22 protein-coding genes are annotated in these 19,574 nt (G+C 72.4%); 9 read left to right on the top strand and 13 right to left on the bottom strand.

Features of this window, described 5'->3' with window-relative positions; genetic code table 11:
• The first annotated feature begins 441 nt into the window (after positions 1-441).
• Complete coding sequence (locus MXD95_RS22455; RefSeq protein ID WP_250642678.1) at positions 442-993, top strand: CD225/dispanin family protein; 552 nt, start codon at positions 442-444, stop codon at positions 991-993.
• A gap of 7 nt (positions 994-1,000) precedes the next feature.
• Positions 1,001-1,327, top strand: coding sequence for a CD225/dispanin family protein (locus MXD95_RS22460; RefSeq protein WP_250642679.1), 327 nt, complete (start codon positions 1,001-1,003; stop codon positions 1,325-1,327).
• A 27-nt stretch (positions 1,328-1,354) separates the two neighbouring features.
• Here the strand turns inward: MXD95_RS22460 and MXD95_RS22465 are convergent, their stop codons facing one another.
• The 6 genes from MXD95_RS22465 to MXD95_RS22490 all read right to left on the bottom strand — a co-directional run bounded on the left by MXD95_RS22465 (position 1,355) and on the right by MXD95_RS22490 (position 6,751).
• Entirely contained in the window at positions 1,355-2,065 is a 711-nt protein-coding gene (locus tag MXD95_RS22465; RefSeq protein WP_250642680.1) for a cytochrome b/b6 domain-containing protein, read from the bottom strand.
• Positions 2,065-2,724: a molybdopterin-dependent oxidoreductase gene (locus MXD95_RS22470; RefSeq protein WP_250642750.1), complete on the bottom strand. Its 660-nt coding sequence runs from the start codon at positions 2,722-2,724 to the stop codon at positions 2,065-2,067. The genes MXD95_RS22465 and MXD95_RS22470 overlap by 1 nt, the downstream gene beginning before the upstream one ends.
• Positions 2,725-2,806: 82 nt before the next feature.
• Positions 2,807-3,649 carry an ABC transporter gene (locus tag MXD95_RS22475; protein ID WP_250642681.1) on the bottom strand — a complete coding sequence of 281 codons (843 nt, stop codon included), beginning with the start codon at positions 3,647-3,649 and terminating at the stop codon, positions 2,807-2,809.
• Positions 3,646-4,680: an ABC transporter ATP-binding protein gene (locus MXD95_RS22480; protein ID WP_250642682.1), complete on the bottom strand. Its 1,035-nt coding sequence runs from the start codon at positions 4,678-4,680 to the stop codon at positions 3,646-3,648. Before MXD95_RS22480 ends, MXD95_RS22475 begins: the two co-directional genes overlap by 4 nt.
• 149 nt (positions 4,681-4,829) lie before the next feature.
• Complete coding sequence (locus MXD95_RS22485; RefSeq protein ID WP_250642684.1) at positions 4,830-5,471, bottom strand: response regulator; 642 nt, start codon at positions 5,469-5,471, stop codon at positions 4,830-4,832.
• Positions 5,468-6,751 (bottom strand): sensor histidine kinase, encoded by a 1,284-nt coding sequence (locus MXD95_RS22490; RefSeq protein WP_250642685.1) that lies wholly within the window; start codon positions 6,749-6,751, stop codon positions 5,468-5,470. The genes MXD95_RS22485 and MXD95_RS22490 overlap by 4 nt, the downstream gene beginning before the upstream one ends.
• 92 nt (positions 6,752-6,843) lie before the next feature.
• Here MXD95_RS22490 and MXD95_RS22495 point away from each other — a divergent pair, with 92 nt between their 5' ends.
• Positions 6,844-7,287, top strand: a complete 444-nt coding sequence (locus tag MXD95_RS22495; RefSeq protein ID WP_250642687.1) for a hypothetical protein — start codon at positions 6,844-6,846, stop codon at positions 7,285-7,287.
• The gene (locus MXD95_RS22500) at positions 7,284-7,928 is read left to right on the top strand and encodes a dTMP kinase (protein ID WP_250642688.1); all 645 of its coding nucleotides are present in this window, start codon (positions 7,284-7,286) and stop codon (positions 7,926-7,928) included. The genes MXD95_RS22495 and MXD95_RS22500 overlap by 4 nt, the downstream gene beginning before the upstream one ends.
• Positions 7,929-7,946: 18 nt before the next feature.
• Here the strand turns inward: MXD95_RS22500 and MXD95_RS22505 are convergent, their stop codons facing one another.
• The 3 genes from MXD95_RS22505 to MXD95_RS22515 form a co-directional block, all read right to left on the bottom strand.
• A complete protein-coding gene (locus MXD95_RS22505) occupies positions 7,947-8,381 on the bottom strand; it encodes a hypothetical protein (protein ID WP_250642690.1) in 435 nt (144 codons plus the stop codon).
• Positions 8,382-8,434: 53 nt separating this feature from the next.
• Positions 8,435-9,052: a hypothetical protein gene (locus MXD95_RS28665; RefSeq protein ID WP_285223720.1), complete on the bottom strand. Its 618-nt coding sequence runs from the start codon at positions 9,050-9,052 to the stop codon at positions 8,435-8,437.
• A 97-nt stretch (positions 9,053-9,149) separates the two neighbouring features.
• A complete protein-coding gene (locus tag MXD95_RS22515) occupies positions 9,150-10,100 on the bottom strand; it encodes an acyl-ACP desaturase (protein ID WP_250642692.1) in 951 nt (316 codons plus the stop codon).
• Between the two features lie 187 nt (positions 10,101-10,287).
• On the opposite strand from MXD95_RS22515, the gene MXD95_RS22520 reads away from it, so the two are divergent.
• Together MXD95_RS22520 and MXD95_RS22525 are read left to right on the top strand one after the other, a co-directional pair.
• Positions 10,288-11,052 carry a response regulator transcription factor gene (locus MXD95_RS22520; RefSeq protein WP_250642693.1) on the top strand — a complete coding sequence of 255 codons (765 nt, stop codon included), beginning with the start codon at positions 10,288-10,290 and terminating at the stop codon, positions 11,050-11,052.
• Positions 11,049-12,548 (top strand): sensor histidine kinase, encoded by a 1,500-nt coding sequence (locus MXD95_RS22525; protein ID WP_250642694.1) that lies wholly within the window; start codon positions 11,049-11,051, stop codon positions 12,546-12,548. The genes MXD95_RS22520 and MXD95_RS22525 overlap by 4 nt, the downstream gene beginning before the upstream one ends.
• Positions 12,549-12,555: 7 nt before the next feature.
• On the opposite strand, the gene MXD95_RS22530 is transcribed toward MXD95_RS22525, so the two are convergent.
• Together MXD95_RS22530 and MXD95_RS22535 are read right to left on the bottom strand one after the other, a co-directional pair.
• Positions 12,556-13,176, bottom strand: coding sequence for a polysaccharide deacetylase family protein (locus MXD95_RS22530; protein ID WP_250642695.1), 621 nt, complete (start codon positions 13,174-13,176; stop codon positions 12,556-12,558).
• Positions 13,177-13,694: 518 nt separating this feature from the next.
• Complete coding sequence (locus MXD95_RS22535) at positions 13,695-14,756, bottom strand: helix-turn-helix transcriptional regulator (protein WP_250642696.1); 1,062 nt, start codon at positions 14,754-14,756, stop codon at positions 13,695-13,697.
• Positions 14,757-14,848: 92 nt separating this feature from the next.
• On the opposite strand from MXD95_RS22535, the gene MXD95_RS22540 reads away from it, so the two are divergent.
• Entirely contained in the window at positions 14,849-15,307 is a 459-nt protein-coding gene (locus MXD95_RS22540; protein ID WP_250642697.1) for a VOC family protein, read from the top strand.
• Positions 15,308-15,331: 24 nt separating this feature from the next.
• Here the strand turns inward: MXD95_RS22540 and MXD95_RS22545 are convergent, their stop codons facing one another.
• Together MXD95_RS22545 and MXD95_RS22550 are read right to left on the bottom strand one after the other, a co-directional pair.
• Positions 15,332-15,895 carry a DinB family protein gene (locus tag MXD95_RS22545; protein WP_250642698.1) on the bottom strand — a complete coding sequence of 188 codons (564 nt, stop codon included), beginning with the start codon at positions 15,893-15,895 and terminating at the stop codon, positions 15,332-15,334.
• A gap of 97 nt (positions 15,896-15,992) precedes the next feature.
• Positions 15,993-17,324 (bottom strand): amidohydrolase family protein, encoded by a 1,332-nt coding sequence (locus MXD95_RS22550; protein WP_250642699.1) that lies wholly within the window; start codon positions 17,322-17,324, stop codon positions 15,993-15,995.
• Between MXD95_RS22550 and MXD95_RS22555 the strand changes: the two genes are divergently transcribed.
• Both MXD95_RS22555 and MXD95_RS22560 read left to right on the top strand, forming a co-directional pair.
• Positions 17,307-17,447 (top strand): hypothetical protein, encoded by a 141-nt coding sequence (locus MXD95_RS22555; protein ID WP_250642700.1) that lies wholly within the window; start codon positions 17,307-17,309, stop codon positions 17,445-17,447. The two genes, MXD95_RS22550 and MXD95_RS22555, sit on opposite strands and share 18 nt — an antisense overlap.
• 308 nt (positions 17,448-17,755) lie before the next feature.
• Positions 17,756-19,420, top strand: coding sequence for a type I glutamate--ammonia ligase (locus MXD95_RS22560; protein WP_250642701.1), 1,665 nt, complete (start codon positions 17,756-17,758; stop codon positions 19,418-19,420).
• Positions 19,421-19,574 lie beyond the last annotated feature (154 nt).

Genomic DNA, 19,574 nt, shown 5'->3' on the forward strand with positions numbered 1-19,574 from the left:
GCGCAGCGGCCAGAGATGTATGGACGTGTGTGAGCGTGCGGGTGACGGGTGGGGTGCCCCCTCGGTGCCCCGGCTGCCGGTCTGGGCAGATATGACCGGACCCTACACGGACGAATTTTCGTGCGACGCCCCAGGTCGGGCGGTATGCGGCATATGTCGGAGCCTGCGCCCCTCGAGGAATGTGTCTCCCTTGTTCTATACGTGGGTTTTGCTGCATAGATGGAGCTTCGGAGTTCGTGCCAGGGGGCGTTCGGGTCCCCGTGCGGGTGGGCGCGGGTACCGCCTGAGCTGGGCGAACCGCCGGGAGGTTTGCGCCCGTCGACACGGCCTGGTTGTGCCACAATGTGCCGGCGGAGCGAGCAGTCGTGCCTGCGCGGCGAGCGGTCGCCCTGGCGCCGGCCGGGCCGCCAGTTCGCCCACCCGACCTCAGGAGCGCACCGTATGTCCCAGCCACCCGAGTATCCGTCGGGCAAGGATCCCTGGGGCGGCCAGGAGCAGGACCAGGGCGGTTGGAGCCAGCCGGGTCAGGCCGGCCAGCTCGGCTACCAGCAGCCCGGCTACCCGCAGGGGTATGGCGCCCAGGGGTATGGCCCGCCGCCCGGGGGCTATGGGCCGCCGCCTGGCGGCTACGGCGCGCCGCAGGGATTTGGTGGCCCGGGTGGGTTCGGCCCGCCGCCGCCGTTCACCCAGCCCGTGTCGAACTATCTGTGGCAGTCGATCGTCGTGACGGTGCTGTGCTGCCTGCCGGCGGGCGTGGTCGCCATCATCTACGCGACGAAGGTCGATTCCCGCTGGCGGATCGGTGACCTCGACGGTGCCCGGGATGCCTCCAGAAAAGCGCGGATGTGGTCGATCATCTCGCTCGCCGTCGGCCTCGTCCTCACGGTCATCTTCGTCATCCTGTTGGCGGCCGGCGCCCTCGATGAGGACTCGAGCAGCAACGCGATGTCCGCCAGCAACGCGATGTCCGCGCTCGGCCCGCTGACAGCCTGAGGTCCCCATGCCCGGACGGCCCGATCCCGCCGATCCCGCACCCCCCGCCGGCTCCGTCCCGGAGGGGGACGACGGGACGTGGGAGGAGCGGACCTACCTGTGGCAGTCGCTGGTCGCGACCCTGCTGTGCTGCCTGCCGACCGGGGTGATCGCGCTGGTGCACGCGTCGATCGCGCAGAACCGGCTACAGAACGGGGACGTGTGGGGGGCCCGGCAGTCGTCGGCGCGGGCCCGGCGCTGGTGCGTCATCTCGGCGATCGCCTTCGTCGTCGTGTTGCTCGTCTACGTCGTCGCGGTCGTGGTCCTCGTCGCGATCGCGCGGGACCGGGCCTGACGGCACTGGCTACCGGGGCTACCGGGGCTACCGGCGGTCCGGTGGCCGCGGTGATGCCTTCCAGGCGGGATGTTCGCGCGTGGCCCACCACGCCGGGACCGTGCCGGTGATGATGCCGACCCGGGCGACCGGGTCGCGCGCGGCCATCCACAGGTGGCCGGCCACCCCGAAGGCCAGGCCGTAGGTGAGCAGGTCGTGGACGAAGGTGGCGCCGGTGCGCCAGGCCAGCGGCAGCCCGCCGGGCAGGCCCGCACCCCACCGCATCAGCGTGCCGGTGCCGAGCATCACCAGGATCGCGCCGGCGATGAACGCCGCGTACAGCTTCTGGCCGGCGTTGAACTTGCCGATCCGGCTCGCGGCCCCGGTTTCGGCCCCGGCCTGGGCCCGACGCCAGGTACCGAGGCGCAGGTTGGCCCGCAGCCACGTCCCGTCGGTGACGGTGAACCGGTTGAGGGAACGGAGGTCCCGGCGATAGCTGCCGGCGGCTGCCGCGACGAGCATCGGCACGGGCAGGGCGAGCCCGGCGTACAGGTGGATCGACTCGACCAACTGGCGCCGGCCGACGAGCTCCGCCAGCGGGGGCAGGAGCAGCACGGCACCGGTACCCAGGCAACAGAACATCGTCGCCGCTGTCGCCCAGTGCACCAGGCGGGTCACCCGGCCGAACCGCCGGACCGTCGCGAGCCTCGAACCCTCCGCGGGTGTGTCCTCGGCCGGGAGCTGTTCAGACGGGATCATCAGACGGGATCATCGTCACGGCCGTTGGAACGTCCGACCCAGCCGTCGACGTCATAGCCGCGCACCTCCCAGTAACCGGGCGAGACCCGGTCGACGACCTCGATCTCGCCGAGCCACTTGATCGACTTGTAGCCGTACATCGGCGCCACGTACAGGCGGACCGGGCCGCCGTGGTCATGGGACACCGGGCCGTTCAGCATCCGCAGTGCCACCAGGACGTCCGGCCGGGTGGCCTGGTCGAGGGTCAGGCTCTCGGTGTAGCTGCCGTCGAACGAGCGGAACGTCAGCGCCCGCGCGGTGGGCCGCATGCCGACATCGGCCAGCAGGTCGCGCAGCAGCACCCCGGACCAGGGCACGTTGTCGACCCGCCAGCCGGTGACGCACTGGAAGTCGCGCACGAGTGAGGTCTGGCGCAACTGGGCGAGGTCGGCGAGCGTCAGGGTCCGCGGCCGGTCGACGAGGCCGTGCACGCGCAGCCGGTAGTCGGCCGCCCCGAGCCGGGGAACGCTGGCGGTGACGGAGTAGTAGCGGAAGCTCCCGATCGGGACGAGGTCGGACAGGCCGGTGGGGTCCCGGCGGCGCAGCGGGTCGATGACCCGCTGGAGCGCCCGCTCGGCACGCGCACCGAGCGCCACCCCGGCGGCGCCGAGAGCCAGCATTCCGAGCACGACCCGCCGGCCGACCGGCGTGCCCTCGGAACCCTCGGAACCCACCACACCAGTGAACACCCGAAGGGCCTCCTCAGGAGTTGACGTCGCGGCGGGCGAGGGCCAGTGCGGCGACGGCCGCGGCGGCGAGGGTGTAGGCGATCCCGGCGAGCAGTGCGGGGGCGTAGCGGGCGTCGGGGACGCCGCCCTGGCTGACCGCGTCGAACACCAGGCCGGGGAAGATCCGTGCCGCGCCGCTCCATGAGTCTCCGATGATGTGTTCGAGCGGGAACATCCAGGCGACACCGACCGCGAGGGTCAGTGGTGTGGAGCGCAGCGCCACCCCGAGCGCGGTGCCGACCACGCCGAAGCCCGCCGCCGAGAGCAGGGCGTTCAGGTAACCCGAGGCGAGGGCGCGGGTACCAGCAGCGCTCCACCAGGCGGACGTGTCCAGGCCGCGAATCCTGGCGACCAGCGCGGCCGCCGCCACGCTGAGCACCAGGGCCGCGATCAGCGACGCGGCGATGAGCAGCAGGGTGAGCGCCATCCGCCCGGCGAGCCAGCCGAGCCGGCGCGGCTCGCGCAGGAACAGGGTGCGCAGTGTGCCCTGGCCGTACTCCAACGTGATCGCGATCGCCACGACCAGGAAGATCAGCAGGCCGGTGAAGGTGCTGCCGCCGGCGAACCCCCGGGCGATCCCGGCGGCCGCCGAGAGCTGCCCCGTCGTCACATCGAAGCCGCTCGGCCCGCCGCCGGAACCTGACCCGCCGCCGGATGGACCGTCATCCGCCAGGCTGACGACCAGGACGGTCGACAGGACACTGAGCGCCGCCAGCAGCCCCATCGCGACGGCGGTGCTCGGCCGCCACAGCTTCACCAGCTCGGCGCCGAACGAACGCCGTGCCGACGAGGCGATGCTTGTCAGAACGATGCTCATCGCCGAGCCTCCTGGGTCTGGGCCTGGGCCTGGGTGACCAGGCCCTGGTAGCGGTCCTCGAGGCTGTCGCGCCGCGGGGACATCTCGATCAGGGTCACGCCCCGGGACGCCGCGGCCCGGTTCACGCTGGCGAGCGCGCGGGTGTACTCGCGGGAGTCGCGGGCGCCGACGTTCACGGTGGTGAGCACGTCGTCCACCCCGCGGGTGGACGGCAGCCCGAGGCCGGCGAGCAGGTCGGCGAGCGGCGCGACATCCTCGGGGTGCTCCGGGCGCAGCACGACGTCGATGCTCTGGCTCGCCATCAGCCGGTCGGTGGGCCCCTGGTAGGCCAGCCGCCCCCCCTCGACGACGATCAGCCAGTCGCAGATCTGCTCCACCTCGGCGAGCAGATGGGACGAGACGAGCACCGTGCGTCCCCGCCGGGCCGGTTCCGCGGAACCGTCGCTGTCGCCGTCGCCCAGGGAGTCGCCGTCGCCCAGGGAACGGATGAGTTCGCGCATCTCACGGATGCCGATCGGGTCGAGGCCGTTCGTCGGCTCGTCCAGGACGAGCAGGTCCGGGTCGGTGAGCAGCGCGGCGCCGATCGCGAGGCGCTGCTTCATCCCCAGCGAGTAGGACCGGAACCGGTCCGCGCCGCGGCCGGCGAGCCCGACCTGGTCCAGGATCGCCTCGACCCGGGCGTCCACCTCGGCCCGCGGGATGCCGGCGAGGACGGCGAGCGCGGCCAGATTGCGGCGGCCCGACAGCGTCGGATACAGGGCCGGGCTCTCGATCAGCGCTCCCACCCGTGGCAGGTAGGCGGCGGGAGCCCCCAGCGGCGCCCCGAGGACGGTGCCGTCGCCGCCGCTCGGCCGGACCAGCCCGAGCAGCATCCGCAGGGTGGTGGTCTTTCCGGCGCCATTGGGCCCGACGAACCCGGCGACGACCCCGGTCGGGATGGTGAGGTCCAGGCCGTCCACCGCCGTGCGCCGGCCATACCGTTTCGTCAGCCCGCGCACGTCGATGGCGGGCTCGTTCGTTGTGGCGGTCACCGGAGCCGCTCCTGGTGGGCGGCAGGTCGTCGTCATGTCGATAAGCGTGCCGATCCGAGCCGATCATGTCGTCCGGCAGGCGACGACACCCGCCTACGCAGTCCGGCGCAGCCCGCCGTACCCGCCGTACCCGCCGTACCCGCCGGATGTCAGCCGAGGCCGGCCTGGTGGGCGAGGACGGCGAGCTGGGCGCGGTCGCGGGCGGCGAGCTTGACCATCACCCGGCTGACGTGGGTGCGGGCGGTGGCCGGGCTGATGACCAGACGGGCGGCGATCTCGTCGTTGGACAGGCCGCGGCCGACCAGGCCCATCACCTCACGCTCACGCTCGGTGAGACCGCGCAGGTCGGGCGGGTCCAGGGCCGGTCGGCGGGCGAAGGTGTCGATCACCAGGCGGGTCACCGACGGGGAGAGCAGCGACTCGCCCGCCGCCACCACCCGGATCGCCCGCAACAGGTCGGCGGGCTCGGCGTCCTTGAGCATGAACCCGGACGCCCCGGCCCGCAGCGCCTCGAAGACGTACTCGTCCACCTCGAACGTGGTGAGGATGATCGCCCTGGTTCCCGCCAGCTCCGGCGCGGCGACGATCGCCCGCAGCGCCCCCAGCCCGTCCAGCACGGGCATCCGGATGTCGAGCAGCACGACGTCCGGCCGGGTCGCCCGCACCACCTCGATCGCGGACTGTCCGTCGTCGGCCTCGCCGATCAGGGCCAGATCGTCCTCGGTCTCGATGAGGACCCGCAGCCCGAGCCGCACCAGCGGCTGGTCGTCCGCGATGACGATCCGGATCACGATCTGCCTCTCCCCACCGCGGCCTGGGCCGCTCCGACCGGCAGGACGGCGTGGACGCGCCAGCCGTCGTCGGTGGGTCCGGCCGCGAGTGTCCCGCCGAGTTCCGCGGCGCGTTCGCGCAGGCCGGTCAGCCCGTGACCGGCGGATGCCGGCGGCACTGGCGGCTCTGGCGGCACTGGCGGTTCCGGCAGCGCAGGCGGTTCCGCGGAACCGGGGATTTCCCCCGGGCCGCCGGGCTTCGCCTCGAACGTGTGGTCGGCGGTTTCCAGGGTGAGCCGCTCGTCGTCGAGGGTCACGGCCACCTCGACCCGGGTGGAGCCGCGCTCGGTGTGGCGCAACACGTTCGTCAGCGACTCCTGGACGATCCGGAACGCGGCCAGGTCGATGTCGGTGGGCAGCCGCTCGAGCCGTTCGGACGCGCCGTCCACGCGCAGCGCGACCGGCACCCCGCACAGCCGGACCTCGTCGACCAGGGAGGGCAGCCGCCGCAACCCGGTCAGGGGCGGGGCAGGCGCGGGCGCGGGGCGTGGGGTCGCCGGCGGCTGGCCGGCGCGGCTGAGGTCCAGGGTGGCGCGCAGCTCGTCGAGGGCGTCCACGCTGGTGCGGCGGATGGCCTCGAGCGCGAGCTGGGCCTGTTCGGGACGGCGGTCGAGAACGTGCAGGGCGACGGCGGCGCGCAGCGAGATGACGGACAGGCTGTGGCCGACCACGTCGTGGACCTCGCGGGCCAGGCGCAGGCGCTCCTGCTCGATGCGACGCAGGGTGGCTTCCTCCTTGGCCTGGGCGGCGGCGTGCCGGCTGGTGCGCGCCAGGGTGCCGACCAGGGTCGGAACGCCGCACACCAGGATCATGCCGAACACGTTGGCCGACGTCGCCCAGCCGGAGGCCGGGTAGCCGCGGACGGCGGCCACGACCGTCCCGGTGAGCAGGACCGCGGCGGCGGCGGACGCGGCCCCCCAGGCCGTCCGTCGATCATGGCGCAGGCCGACGGACAGCAACGCCACCACCAGCGGGGCGAACGACGGCCCGTGCGGATATCCGGCGCCCACGTAGACGCCGAGCAGGACGGAGGCCGCGGCCAGCATCGCCGGCAGCGATCGCCGGCGCAGCGTCACCGTGGCGGCGAGCAGCCCGAGCAGCCCGAAGGCGAACGCGTCCAGCCGGTGCGCGTCCTGCGTGTCACGGGAAGCCCCCACCGAACCGCCGACCACCACCACCTCGGCGGCCACCAGCGCGGCGAGGTCCCTCGCCCACCGCCGGGCCCGGTCCGCCGCAACCATGCCGCGACGGTAGCGGCTCGCGGCCCGGCCGGACATCCGCCGGTGGGCGTACCTCTCCTACGATGGTCCGCGTACGGCGCTAGGCTGGCGGCATGCTTGTGTCGGGAACGCCGCCGACCCTGCTGTCCCTGTGGTACCTGGCGGCCTGTCTCGGTGAGCGGGGCGACCGGCTGGAGTACCGCCATCCGCTGGTGGCCGTGCGTAACGCGAACAACCTGGTCATCGGGGGGCTGGACGTGGTGCGCGGCGAACCCGCGGCCTCGGCGGTCATCCGCGGCGAGGGCTGGTGGTCCCGGGCGGTGCTCGGGACGGCCGCGGCGACGATCCCACCGATCGACGGCCCGGTGCTGACCGGGCTGTGGTCCGGATTCCAGGGCAAGGCAGGGACGCTCGCGCTGCTTCCACAGCCGGTGCGCTTCGCCCGGATCGAGGCCGCCGCAGCCCGGGCGGGCATCACCCCGACGCTCGCCGGACGGCTGCTGGCCTGGTCGGATGCGGTGGTGGAGCACTTCCGGAGCCAGCCGGTGATGGCGTGATCATAGCGATCGAGGGCGTGGACGGTGCGGGGAAGAACACGCTGACCGGACGGCTCGTCGAGCGACTCACCGACGCCGGCCGCCGCGTCGCCACCCTCGCCTACCCGCGCTACACCGCCGAGCCGCTGGGCCCGGCGATGCGTGGGCTGCTCACCGGCGACGCCGGGCTCGGCGCCGTCGCCGCCTCGCCGCGGGCCACGGCGTTGATGTTCGCCCTGGACCGGGCTGCCTCGCGTCCCGCACTCGACGCGGTGCTCGCCGCCCACGAGGTCGTCCTGCTCGACCGGTACGTCGCGTCCAACGCCGCCTACGGTGCCGCCCGGCTACCGGCCGCCGAACGGGCCACCTTCCCCGCCTGGATCGCCGACCTGGAGTTCGGCACGCTCGCGCTGCCCGCCCCCGACCTGCAGGTCCTGCTGCGGGTGCCCACGGCACAGGCCGGCGCGGACGCGACCGCCCGCGCCGGGGCCGACCCGGACCGTCCCCGCGACGCCTTCGAGGCCGACGACGGGCTGCAGGCCCGCTGCGCCCGCAACTACGAGGATCTCGCCGCGCGGAGCTGGATGTCCCCCTGGCTGATCGTCGACCGTGAGTCGGGCGTCGAGTCGATCCTGCGCTGGCTCGGCACCCTGGCGCGCTGACGCCGTCCGCCGGTCGGGTCAGCAGTCGAGCAGACAGGTGGGCAGGGTGATGGTGGGGAGGTTCAGATCGCCGGGTGACCGCCGAGGAGCCGCAGCGCGTGCGGCGCCGGTGCGGCCGCCGGTTGCCGAGCGGCCACCCACGGTCGTGCTGCCCGAGTTCGCCGCGGCCACGGTCTGGTCGGAGCCTGCCCCCTGCGCCGCGCTTGCGATCTTGATTCGGGTCGAGGGCGAGGGTGAAGGCGTCGCCGGTCGGCTGTTTCCCGTCGACGCCGAGCCGGCGAGCGCGGTGGGGTCGATCGGACGGGTGCTGGACGTGCCGGCGCTGCCGACGCCGGTGTTACCAGGACCTGAGGGGGTCTGAATCAGCACGGCGACCGCCACGGCAGCGATGGCCACGACGACGAGCCCCACCTGCGGGAGGGGGATGTGCCGGTCGCCTCGATGCAGACCCACGCGCGCTCCGTCCAGTCGTCAGGAACTGTTCCGTCAGCAGCCGATGAGATCCGTCAGCAGCCGATGAGGCAGACCGGCGGGGCGATCGCGACCGTCGGTAGCTGGACGTCGACGTCCAGGTCCACGTCCACCAGGGGCTCGGGCCGCGGGGGCATCGCGGGACGTGGGGGCGCGGGCGGCGGGACCGCGCTTGCTGGGACCGCCGCCCCTACTGGAACGGCTGCGTCTGCCGCCGTCGGACCGCCCGATCCCGCGCCAGCCGCCGAGCCACTGCCGGTCTCCGCGCCCGCCGGGAGCGCCGCGCCCGTGGCGGGACGGTGGACGGGCGGCCGCCCGGGGACTGCGGGAGACGGGCCGGGCGCCGCCGCACCAGGCGCCGCCGCACCGGGCGGAGGCACCGCCTGGGCGAACTTCGCGGCCGGCAACCCGCTGCCGGGGAGCGCGCTCGGCGCGGCGGATGCACCGGACAAGCCGCGCGGGCTGGTGAGCGACGCGGAGGGGCCGACGCCGATGGCCTCCTGCGCGGGGGTGGCCACGTTCGGAGATCTGAGCAGCACGGCAACCGCCACGGCGGCCACGGCCACGAGGCCAAGGCCCAGCTGCGGGAGAGTGATCTGACGGCTGCCTCGGGGCAGGCTCACGGCAGCTCCGTCCAGGTCCGTCCAGTCCATCCAGGTACGTCCAGTGTTGCGACGGCCCGGACGCTAGCACGTATACCCCGCATCCTGACAGATGGGACACCTTTTCCATCCGATCAGGCAGCGACAGTCAGGCGGATGCCAGAGCCTGCGCGAGGGGGGTGCCGGCACGGTCGCGGCGGGCTGAGGCGGCGGCGAACTTCTCCGTCTGACGGGTGGCGGCCTCATCGAGAGCGGCCATGAAGGCGACGATCTCCTCGCGGGTCTGCTCCCCGACGGCGTCCAGGCCCTCAAGGTCGGCCAGGCGCCACTGGCGCAGCACCGGAGCGACCACGTCGTCGTGATGAATACGCAGGTTGTAGATGCCGGCCTGGGCGATCTGGATGGCCTTGCGGCGGAAGTCGCGGATTCCGGCTCCCGGCATCTCGAAGCCGAGGAGCTCGTCCCGGATGGCCTGCAGCGTCGTCGTCGGCGAGATCTCCAGTGCGCCGGCGACGAGGTTCCGGTAGAAGATCATGTGCAGGTTCTCGTCCGCGGCGACGCGGGTGAGAAGGCGCTCGGCGACCGGGTCGGTGCACATCCGCCCGGTGTTGCGGTGGCTGACCCGGGTCGCGAGCTCCTGGAACGACACGTAGGCCAGGGTGCGCAGCGCGCCGAGCCGGTCGCGGTCATAGCCCTTGCACACCTGGTACATGCGGTCCTGCTCGAGGCGTTCCGGGTCGGCGGCTCGGGTGAGCAGCAGGTAGTCGCGCATCGCGATACTGTGCCGCATCTCCTCGGCCGTCCACCGGTTCGCCCAGGTGCCCCAGACGCTGTCCAGGCCGAAGCCCGCCACGATCAGGCGGTGGTAGCTGGGGAGGTTGTCCTCGGTCAGCAGGTTGAGCTCGAAGGAGATCCGAGCGGCCGGCGGCATCGTCGACTGCCCAGGCTCCCAGGGCAGCTCGTCGAAGTCCCGTCCCAGGCTCCACGGGACGTACTCGTGGGGCATCCACTCCACAGCGAGGCCGAGATGGCGCTGGAGGTTCTCCTCGGCGACCGGCTCCAGCTCGCGCAGCAGGTCGGTGTCCGTAAGGGATCTCATTGGAGAACAGTTCCAGATCTGACGGTCGTCAACCATGGCCGCAGGGAGTGGAAACCCGGCCGGCGGACTGTTCCGCCGGATCAGGTCGGTCGTCCCGGCGCCCGGGTATACAGCGCGCTTCACATGAAACTCTCATGCTGCTCCGATGAACTGGGTCCGATGAACCGCGCGCAGCGAGGGGGCCAGCATGACGCAGGCACCAGGTGACGGTGGGGCGCCGCGGATTCTGGTCGTGGACGACGAGCCGAACATCGTCGATCTGCTGCGGATGGCGCTGCGTTTCCACGGGTTCGATGTGCTGACCGCCGCGAGCGGCCGGGCAGCGCTGCGGCTGGCGACCGACACCGAGCCCGACATCATGATCCTCGACGTCATGCTGCCCGACATCGACGGCTTCGACGTCTGCCGCGCGCTGCGCGCCGCCGGCCGGGACGTCCCCGTCGTCTACCTCACCGCACGGGACGCCCACCGGGACAAGATCGCCGGGCTGACCTACGGCGGGGACGACTACGTCACCAAGCCGTTCGCTGTGGACGAGCTGGTTGCCCGAGTGCGCGCCGTCCTGCGCCGGACCGGGACGGTGCGCGCCGAGCCAGCCGGGGCGCAGGCGGGGGCGGGGGCGGGGGCGGCACGAGGGGCGGCGGTGCTGCGGTTCGCCGACGTCGAGTTGGATCCGGACACGCACCTGGTCACCCGGGCCGGAGCGCCGATCGAGCTGTCGCCGACCGAGTTCTGCCTGCTGCGCTACTTCCTGACCAATCCTGGCCGAGTGCTGTCCCGCGCCCAGATCCTTGCCGCGGTGTGGAGCTACGACTACGTCGGCGAGCCGACAGTGGTCGACCAGTACGTGAGCTACCTGCGTCGCAAGCTGGGACGCCACGGCCTCCCACTGCTGCACACCCAGCGCGGCTTCGGCTATGCGCTGCGCCTCCCGCCGGGAGCCGCGAGGTGACGCTGCGACTGCGGCTGATGGCGGGGCTGGTGGCGCTGTGCGCGCTCGGACTCGCGGTCGCCGGCACGGCGAGTGCGTTCGCGTTGCGTGCCTACCTGCTCGACCGGGTCGACCAGCAGCTCCTCCGGGCCGGACGGCTCGGCGGCGGCACTCCGGCCGCGCTGGTGGCCAGGCTGCGGCTGCTCGAGCGGACCGGTGTGGACCAGGCCGCCGGCCCCACCGACTACCTGGTGGAGATCCGCCGGGCGGACGGCACGGTTCGGCGGGTCACCGGCGCCGGCTGGCCTGTGCCTCCCGCCACCCTCCTGTTGGACGTGGCCACCCGCTCCGGCCACATCGCCAGCGGTGCCCCGGCGAGCTCCGGCCCGTTCACGGTCGTCGCGGACGGCGCGCACTACCGGGCGGTGGAACGGACGTCCCCGGAACATGCCCAGGTCCTGGTCGCCCTGCCGTTGCGGCCGGTCACCGACACGGTGGGGCGGCTGGTCCGCGTCGAGGCGGCGGTCGGCGCCGCGGTGCTCGTGATCGTCGCCGCCTTCGCCTGGGTGCGGCTCACCCGGGGGCTGCGCCCGCTGCGGCAGATGATCGGCACGGCCGCCGCGATCGCCGACGGTGACCTGGACCGCCGGATCCCCACCGGCGAGGCCCGCTCGGAGACCGGCCAGCTCGCCGCCGCCCTCAACACGATGCTTGGCCAGATCCAGACCGCCTTCGCCGCCCGGATCGCCACCCAGGAGCAGGAACGCCGCTTCGTCGCCGACGCCGCCCACGAACTGCGCACCCCGCTGACGTCCATCCGCGGCTACGCCGACCTGCTGCGCGCCGAGATGGTCCCACCCGACGAGGCCGACGCGGCGCTGCGGCGCATCCAGGCGGAGGCCAGCCGGATGGGCGCCCTGGTCGACGATCTGCTCTACCTCGCCCACCTCGATGTGGCCCACCTCGACGCCGCTCGCCCCGATGCCGCCGGTCTGGACGGGCCGCGCCCGCTGACGATGTCCGAGCTGGATCTCGCCACCATCGTCCGCGACGCCGTCGCCGACCTGCGCGCCGCCGCCCCCGACCGTCCGGTCCACGCCGAGCTCCCGCCGACCTGCCCCGTCCGCGGCGACACCGACGCCCTACACCAGCTCGTCGGCAACCTGCTCACCAACGCCCGCATCCACACCCCACCCGATACTCCCGTCCACGTTCGCCTGCACCCCGTCACCGACGGTCGTGCGGAACATCTCGCCGTTCCCGGGGACGTGGCCATCGGACGCGGTGGGGCGGTGCTGGAGGTCGCCGATCGCGGGCCGGGGATGCCGCCCGAGGTCGCCGAGCACGTCTTCGACCGCTTCTACCGCGCTCCGGACAGCCGGGCGAGCGGCCGCGGTGGCAGCGGTCTGGGCCTCGCGATCGTCGCCGCCACCGCGCACGCCCACGGCGGTCGCGTCGAGGTCTCCAGCACTCCCGGCGCCGGCACCACCTTCCGCCTCCTGCTCCCCGCACCCTGAGCTACCGTCAGCCGACGGCGCGGGAGGTGCCGAACATCGTGTCCAGGGTGACGGGTTCGAGACGGCGCTCGGCGATGAGCTGTTCGATCTGGTGGAACAGGCCGAGGATCGTGGCGTGGTTGGCGTGGCCGAGCATGACCGTTCCGGGCCGCAGGTAGCGGGAGGCGAGCCCCATCAGCTGCTCGGGCGTGATGAGGGTGGAGTCGCCGAAGCTGCCGTTCCACATGAGGATCTTCGTATAGCCGAGCTCGCCAACGAGCGCGTCCACATGCTGGTTGTGGAAGCCGTAGGGCGGGCGGAACCAGGGCCGGCTGGTGGTGCCGAACGTGGACTGGATCCACTGCTCGTTGCGCTCGATGTCCGCCCTGATGTCGGCGTCCGTCCGATTCTTGAGCAGGCTTTTGTGTGACCAGGTGTGGTTCGCGATCTGCACCTGCCCGGCCTCCACCAGGGGCCGCAGCACATCCGCATGCCGGTTCCAGACCGCGCTGTACGCGCCGTTCGGGTTGAACGTGAGGGGAATTCTCGACCGCTGGGCGAACGCGACATAGCCGGCGACCGTCTGCGCGTCGTATCCGTCGTCGATGGTCAGGGCGATCCGCCGGGTCGGCGCCGACGCCTGGAACACCGTCGTCGGCGGTCCCGGGTGCGGGGGCGGAATCGGTGGCAACGCCGATGGCGTGGTCGATGCGGACGGCGTCTGCGTCTGCGTCTGCGATGGTGCCGACGCCGACGCCGACGCCGACGCCGACGCCGGTCTCGGCGACGCTCGCCCGTCGCCGAGACCGGCGTCGCCGGGCCGGGAGCCGGTACCACCATGGTGTGCAGAACTGCCCGGATGTGGGGTGCCCGTCGCGGATGCCTGGTCGGTCGCGCACCCGACCAGCACCTGAGCTGCACCAATGCTCAACATCGACAGCAGTAGCCGCCGATCCATCGGCTGAGGAACGGACATTCCCGAAACATTACGATCAGAATGATGATCCAATCTCATCGGAGGGCAAATCCAACGTAAGAGTGGGCAACCATCTACGCGACCCATCCGTCTTCGGGATCACCAGCGTTACGGAACGGAGGTCGCGCCGGTGATCAGGGCAGGCGTGGCTGGGGGTAGGCCAAGGCCATCCATGCCGGGAGGATGGAACCTCAGGCGTGCGCGGGCGGGCCGTACAGGGCGGCCAGGGACGCTGCGGTATGGGTGAGGGCGGCGCGGAGATCGGGCGGCTGGAGAACCTCGATGTCGGCGCCGAGGGCGAGAAGTTCGCCGGTGGCGTGCCGGACGGATTCGATCGGGATCGTCGCCAGTACCCAGCCGTCCGCCTCGGGCTCACCGGCGCTGTCGCGAATGGCGCGGCTGATCGCCGGTGCGAGGCGGAAGGGTGCCATCGTCATTCCCGTCGGGGACAGCCGTACCGTCGCCTCAGCCCGGTAGACGCCGGATTCGTAGCGTGCGGTCCAGGCTGCCCAGCACGAGGCGAGGTCGAAGTCCGGGGGCCGTTCGAATCGTTCGCCGGTCGCGGTCAGGGCAAGAATCCTGCTGACGCGGTAGGTGCGCGGTTCGAGGCCGTTGCCGTGATCCGCGGGCTGTGGCGCATCCATGGCACCGGCTGTGGAGCCGAGTTCAGCCTGGTCCCCGGTGGATGACACGGCGACGAGGTACCAGGTGCCGCTCTTGAGGACGACGCCGAGTGGGTCGAGGAGGCGTTCGACCTCCCGGGGTGTGCGCCAGCGGTGGTAGGTGACGCGAAGGCGCTGCTGCGCCCACACGGCGGCGGCTACGTCGGCGAGCAGCGGGATCTGCTCGGCGGCGCGGAACCAGCCGGGCGCGTCGAGGTGGAAACGATCGCGGGCCCGTGCGGCGCGTTCCCGCAGGGGCGGCGGGAGCGCCGCGAGCAGCTTGAGCTCGGCAGCGGCGGCGAGGGCACCGAGGCCGAGATCGTCCGCCGCGGTAGGTAGGCCGGCGAAGAACAGGGAGTCTGCCTCGGGCGCGGTGAGGCCCGTCAGCCGGGTGCGGTAGCCGGCGAGGAGTCGGTAGCCGCCGGTCACTCCACGCTCGGCGACGACCGGAACCCCGGCTTCGGCGAGGGATTCGAGGTCGCGGTGGACCGTGCGGACCGAGACCTCCAACTCGTCGGCGAGCTCGCGCGCGGTCAGCTTCCCACGGGTCTGCAGCAGCATCAGGACGCTTAGCAGCCGGCTGGCACGCATGGCCCAATCCTGCCAGGAGATGGCAGGTATCGCGTCCAGGATGTGTTTTGGCAGGTCAGTGGGGCGACGACAGGCGATGAACGGGAGCTCTGATGAGCAAGTCAGGTACGACGACGGACACAGCGGCTACCGACCCAGCGGCCATCGAGGCGGTGCCCGGTGAGGCGCCGACGGCAAGCTGGGCGAGCGTGATGCTGGACTGTCCGAACGCGAAGGAGCTCGCCATCTTCTACGGCGAGCTGACCGGCTGGGGTGTCACCGGCGCCGATGACGGCGGCGCGTGGGCGTTCCTGACCCCGCCGGGCACCGAGCTCATCTTCGGTTTCCAGCAGGTGGCCGACTACCGGCCGCCCCGCTGGCCAGGCCAGGACACCCCGCAGCAGTTCCACCTGGACTTCCGGGTGGCGAACCTCGATGCGGCCGTGGCGCGGGCCGAGCAGCTCGGCGCCACCCAGGCCGAGCACCAGCCCGGTGGTGAGCGCTGGCGGGTGATGCTCGATCCGGTCGGCCATCCCTTCTGCCTGTGCCCGCCCGCTCCGGCCGCCACCTGACCGGCGCGGGGCGGTAGCGGCAGGTCAGCCCATGGTGCGGCGGCCGTCGATGGACTCGCGCAGGATGTCGGCGTGCCCGCTGTGCTGGGCGGTCTCGCCGATCAGGTGCATCAGCACCGTCCGGGCCGAGCGAAGCGTGTTCGGCGGGAACCAGGGCTGCTTGGGCAGGGGATGGGCCTGGGCGAGGCTGGTGATCTCGGTGTTGATGATCTCCTCGGTGCGGCGGGCGATCGCCTCGTACTGGTCGAGGACGCCGGCCAGCGTCTCGCCGGGCAGGAGGCGGAACTCGTCCTCGCGGGCGGCCGGGTCGCCTTCGAGCGCGACCGGGCCATGCAGGATGAACTGCAGCCACCCATGCTCGACGGCGGCCACGTGCTTGATCAGGCCGCCCAGGGTCAGCGCACTCGCGGTGGGACGCCGCGCGGCCTGCTCGTCATCGAGGCCCTCGACGGTGTAGCGCAGGAAGCGCCGCCGGCCGGCGAGCTGCGCGAGCAGCTCCGCACGCTCGGCGGCCTCGGTGACGGCCGGCGTGGTGACGGCCGGCGTGGTCGTGGTCGGCGTGGTCGCGGTGATGGTGGTCTCGCTCATGAGGACGCCTTCGGGGTCGACTGATATCGGTCCGCGAGCCGGCTTCCGGGCGGCAGTTTCGTGCCTGCGGCTTGCCCCCGGCCCGTCAGCGTCGAGCCTAGGAGCCATTGCGGCCAGATATTGACCGCAATGGCGGCAGGTGTGGCTGATCCGCGCCCCTCGGCGTCTGCGCTCCGGCCGTACTGAGGGCGGCATCGGGGGCCGCGTCGTCTCGGCCGGACAGGGAGTAGACCCGGCGGGCGTTGCCAGCGCTGATCATCTCGGTGATGCGGGCGGCGTCGGCGGGTGTCCAGGCGTCGTCGGCGACGCCGGCGGCCAGGAAGGACGCGAGCCCGCGGCGGAACAGGGTGGCGCCGAGCAGGAACAGTTCGGCCAGGGCGTAGGCGTCGGTGGAGAAGAGGACCTTGGCGAAGGGGGCAAGTTCCAGGGCCTGCGCGAGCAGGCCGGCCGAGCCGCGTCCGGTGTTGTGGATGGCGAGGCCGAGGTCGAGATGCACGTTGGGGAAGACCTGGGCCAGATAGGCGGCCTCGCGGTGGTACGGGTAGCAGTGCAGCAGCAGGACGCTCACCTCGGTCGGGGCGATCGCCCGGAGCAGACCGGTGAGCAGCAGCGGATTGCCGCGGGTCAGATCGAGATCCATGTCGCCGTAGCCGACATGTATCTGCACGGGAAGCCCGGCGTCCACACCGCACCAGATCAGGAACGCGTGCAGCACCGGGTCGTGCAGCCGGATCGGCGCACCGGCTCGGATCTCGTTGATCCAGGTCCGGGTGGCGGCCGCGACCTCCCGATCGGTGGGACGGACCGCCGGCAGTTCCAGACCGGCCCGGTAGGCGGCGACGGACTTGACGGCCACGGTCGTCGAGGAACGGGAGGCGAGGCGGTCGCGCACCGTGTCGGCGAGATGGCCGACGCCGATCTGCCCGGTGAGCACGTCGACGGCGGCAAGCTCGGCGATCCGCTCGAGGCGCGTGACTATGAGGCCGCGGGCCGCGGTCTCGACCGGGGTGCAACCGCTGTCGGTGGTTCCGTGGCCGCTGCGGTCGGATCCGGTGCCCATGGCTGCCGGGTCGGTTCCGGCGTCGGTGATCGGCGTGGCCCCGACGTACGCCGCGAGCTGCTCGGCGCTGGTCAGCGGCTCGGGCTGAAAGCCGATGTCGACGCAGAAGGTGGTGATGCCGGTCGCGGTGAGCATCCGCCGGTGAACCTCCTCGTGGCCGAGCGCGGCGCGTCGCTCCAGGTAGATGTCGGGATCGGCGTGCGGCGGGAGGCCGAGGACCGGAGCGCACCAGCGGCGCAGCGCGAATCCGATCTGGCTGTCGAACAGCGTGGTGCCGGGCGGTCCGGCCCGGTCGGCCTCGGTGAGCATGCTCTCGAACTCCGGACGGTCCAGGTCACGTTGGACGAGCCCGTGACAGTGATGGTCCACGAGCTCTCCGCCAACGCCGAGCTCTCCGCCAACGCCGAGCTCCCCGTGCTGAGCCACCTGTGCGGCATCCCCCCTGGACGGGCTGGTCATGCCTGGCCCGCACCCTGGGAGCGCTATTACTGACAGTGATGATCGCCGAGGTGCATGGACTGTGGATAACGTGTGGACAACTACGGTGTCCCTGGGGATAGCGAAAGCCAAAATCCGTGATGTTGACGTGCTTTCAGAGATTCTTGCCTGGAAGATAACTGTGGAAAACGTTTGACGAGCTGGGGGCGGCGCACACGGCTTCCGAGTCAAGGTCGGCCGATTGGCTACTTTGGGTTACCATCCCGTTGGTGTGGCCGGCGTCTTGTCCGGTGCTCCCAGACACCAGCGCGCCGCTGGGAGCGCGACGATGGTGGCCAGGCGGACCCGCCGGGGAGGCGACGATGAACGAGCCCGGGTCGGAGACGTCGCATGCGTCGGCGGGGATCCGCCGCGGGTGGGGCCGTGAGCGCGCGGCCGCCGCGGCCCGGCGCACGGCGACGAACCTGGCTGTGCGCGGGGTGGTCTGCGTGGCCTGCACCTTCGTCGACAACAGCGGCATCACCCGGGTCAAGGGTGTGCCGGTCGGCCGGTTGGACGCGGCGGTCGCCTGGGGAATCGGCATGTCACCGGCGTTCGACGCCTTCCTCGCCGACGACGCGGTCATCGCCGGGGTCCCGGCCGCCAGTCCCGTGGGTGATCTGCGGCTGCACCCGGACCTCGGCCGGCTGACGCTGCTCGCTGCCGCGCCCGGGTGGGCCTGGGCTCCGGCCGACCGCCGGGATCAGGACGGTCTGCCCCATCCGCAGGACGGCCGGGAGATCGTGCGTGTCCAGACGGCGCAGTTGGCGTCGCGTGGGATCGGCGTCGCCATGGCCTTCGAGGTGGAGTGGGTCGTCGCCGCCGCCGCTGATGCCGGCCCGGACGAGTTCGTCCCGGCCACCCGTGGCCCTGCCTACGGGATGACCCGGGTTGCCGAGCTCGCGGACTACCTGCGAGACGTGGTCACCGCGCTCACCGGGCAGGGCCTGGTCGTCGAGCAGATTCATCCCGAGTACGCCGCCGGCCAGTTCGAGGTGTCGGTCGCGGCCCAGGACCCGCTCGGGGCCGCGGACACCTGCGTGCTGGTGAAGGAGACCGTCCGGGGGGTCAGCGAGCGGCACGGGCTGCGCGCCTCGTTCGCTCCGCAGCTGGCCGTCGGCGGCGTCGGCAATGGCGGCCACGTGCACCTGAGCCTGTGGACGAACGACCCCGACGAGACCCTGGACGGCACAGGCACGCGCGCGGATGTGGGCGCAGGCGGGGGCAGCACGGATCGAAGTGGTCATGGCGGTGATCTGAAGGCCGCGGGATGGTCCGGCGGGGGGCTCGTGTGGCCAGGGCCGACCAGCGGGTCCAGCGGTGCTGGACTCGGCGGGGCCAACCCAGGAGGTGATGTCGGTTCGCCGGACGTCTCGCTGGCGGGACTTGCCGGGGGTGGGCAGGTGAACCTGATGGGCGGCGGTGACGGCCCGGCGGGGCTCACCGCGGTCGGCGAGGCGTTCGCCGCCGGCATCCTCGGTCGGCTGCCGGCGTTGATGGCACTCGGCGCCCCGAGCGTCGCATCCTACCTGCGACTCGCGCCGTCGCGGTGGGCGGGCGTGTATGCCTGTTGGGGGCAGGAGAACCGCGAGGCCGCGCTCCGGATGATCCCGGGCCCCGCGGCGGCCGGCGGCCGGGCGGCGAACCTCGAGGTCAAATGCTTCGATCTGGCCGCGAACCCGTACCTGCTCGTCGCGGCCCTGCTGGCCGCCGGGCATGCTGGACTCACCGAGGGTGCCCGGCTGCCGCCGCCAGTCGATGTCGACCCGGCCAGCCTGGACCCGGCCGAGCGGGATCGCAGGGGCATTCACCGGCTGCCGACGAACCTGCAGGCGGCTCTCGACGCGTTCGAGGCCGACGAGGTGCTGCGTGCGGCGTACGGACCGCAACTGCATGACACGGTCGTCGCCGTTCGGCGCGGGGAGATCCGCCGTTTCACCGGCGCCCCACCGGAAGCGGTCGTCGCCGCCACCCGCTGGCGCTACTGACGGCCCGCGGCCGATTCTGCGGGCACCGCGTGGCCGGGCAGGTAGGCACCTCAGGTGGCATCGCACGGCTGGTGCCGCGGGGCCTTACGTGGCTGTCGGTCGCCGGAGTCACGCGGGTGCCCGTGCGGGCTAGGAGGGAAACGCCAGAGTAAAC

This window comes from Frankia sp. AiPa1, assembly GCF_023243075.1.
Classification (GTDB): domain Bacteria; phylum Actinomycetota; class Actinomycetes; order Frankiales; family Frankiaceae; genus Frankia.

Bases quoted from the DNA above. Each gene is read 5' to 3' on its own strand.
- MXD95_RS22490 (WP_250642685.1), bottom strand. From the start codon at position 6,751: ATGGTTGCGGCGGACCGGGCCCGGCGGTGGGCGAGGGACCTCGCCGCG.
- MXD95_RS22540 (WP_250642697.1), top strand. From the start codon at position 14,849: ATGAGCAAGTCAGGTACGACGACGGACACAGCGGCTACCGACCCAGCG.
- MXD95_RS22475 (WP_250642681.1), bottom strand. From the start codon at position 3,649: ATGAGCATCGTTCTGACAAGCATCGCCTCGTCGGCACGGCGTTCGTTC.
- MXD95_RS22515 (WP_250642692.1), bottom strand. From the start codon at position 10,100: ATGAGATCCCTTACGGACACCGACCTGCTGCGCGAGCTGGAGCCGGTC.
- MXD95_RS22455 (WP_250642678.1), top strand. From the start codon at position 442: ATGTCCCAGCCACCCGAGTATCCGTCGGGCAAGGATCCCTGGGGCGGC.
- MXD95_RS22470 (WP_250642750.1), bottom strand. From the start codon at position 2,724: ATGCTGGCTCTCGGCGCCGCCGGGGTGGCGCTCGGTGCGCGTGCCGAG.
- MXD95_RS28665 (WP_285223720.1), bottom strand. From the start codon at position 9,052: ATGGACTGGACGGACCTGGACGGAGCTGCCGTGAGCCTGCCCCGAGGC.
- MXD95_RS22460 (WP_250642679.1), top strand. From the start codon at position 1,001: ATGCCCGGACGGCCCGATCCCGCCGATCCCGCACCCCCCGCCGGCTCC.
- MXD95_RS22545 (WP_250642698.1), bottom strand. From the start codon at position 15,895: ATGAGCGAGACCACCATCACCGCGACCACGCCGACCACGACCACGCCG.
- MXD95_RS22560 (WP_250642701.1), top strand. From the start codon at position 17,756: ATGAACGAGCCCGGGTCGGAGACGTCGCATGCGTCGGCGGGGATCCGC.
- MXD95_RS22535 (WP_250642696.1), bottom strand. From the start codon at position 14,756: ATGCGTGCCAGCCGGCTGCTAAGCGTCCTGATGCTGCTGCAGACCCGT.
- MXD95_RS22495 (WP_250642687.1), top strand. From the start codon at position 6,844: ATGCTTGTGTCGGGAACGCCGCCGACCCTGCTGTCCCTGTGGTACCTG.
- MXD95_RS22520 (WP_250642693.1), top strand. From the start codon at position 10,288: ATGACGCAGGCACCAGGTGACGGTGGGGCGCCGCGGATTCTGGTCGTG.
- MXD95_RS22465 (WP_250642680.1), bottom strand. From the start codon at position 2,065: ATGATCCCGTCTGAACAGCTCCCGGCCGAGGACACACCCGCGGAGGGT.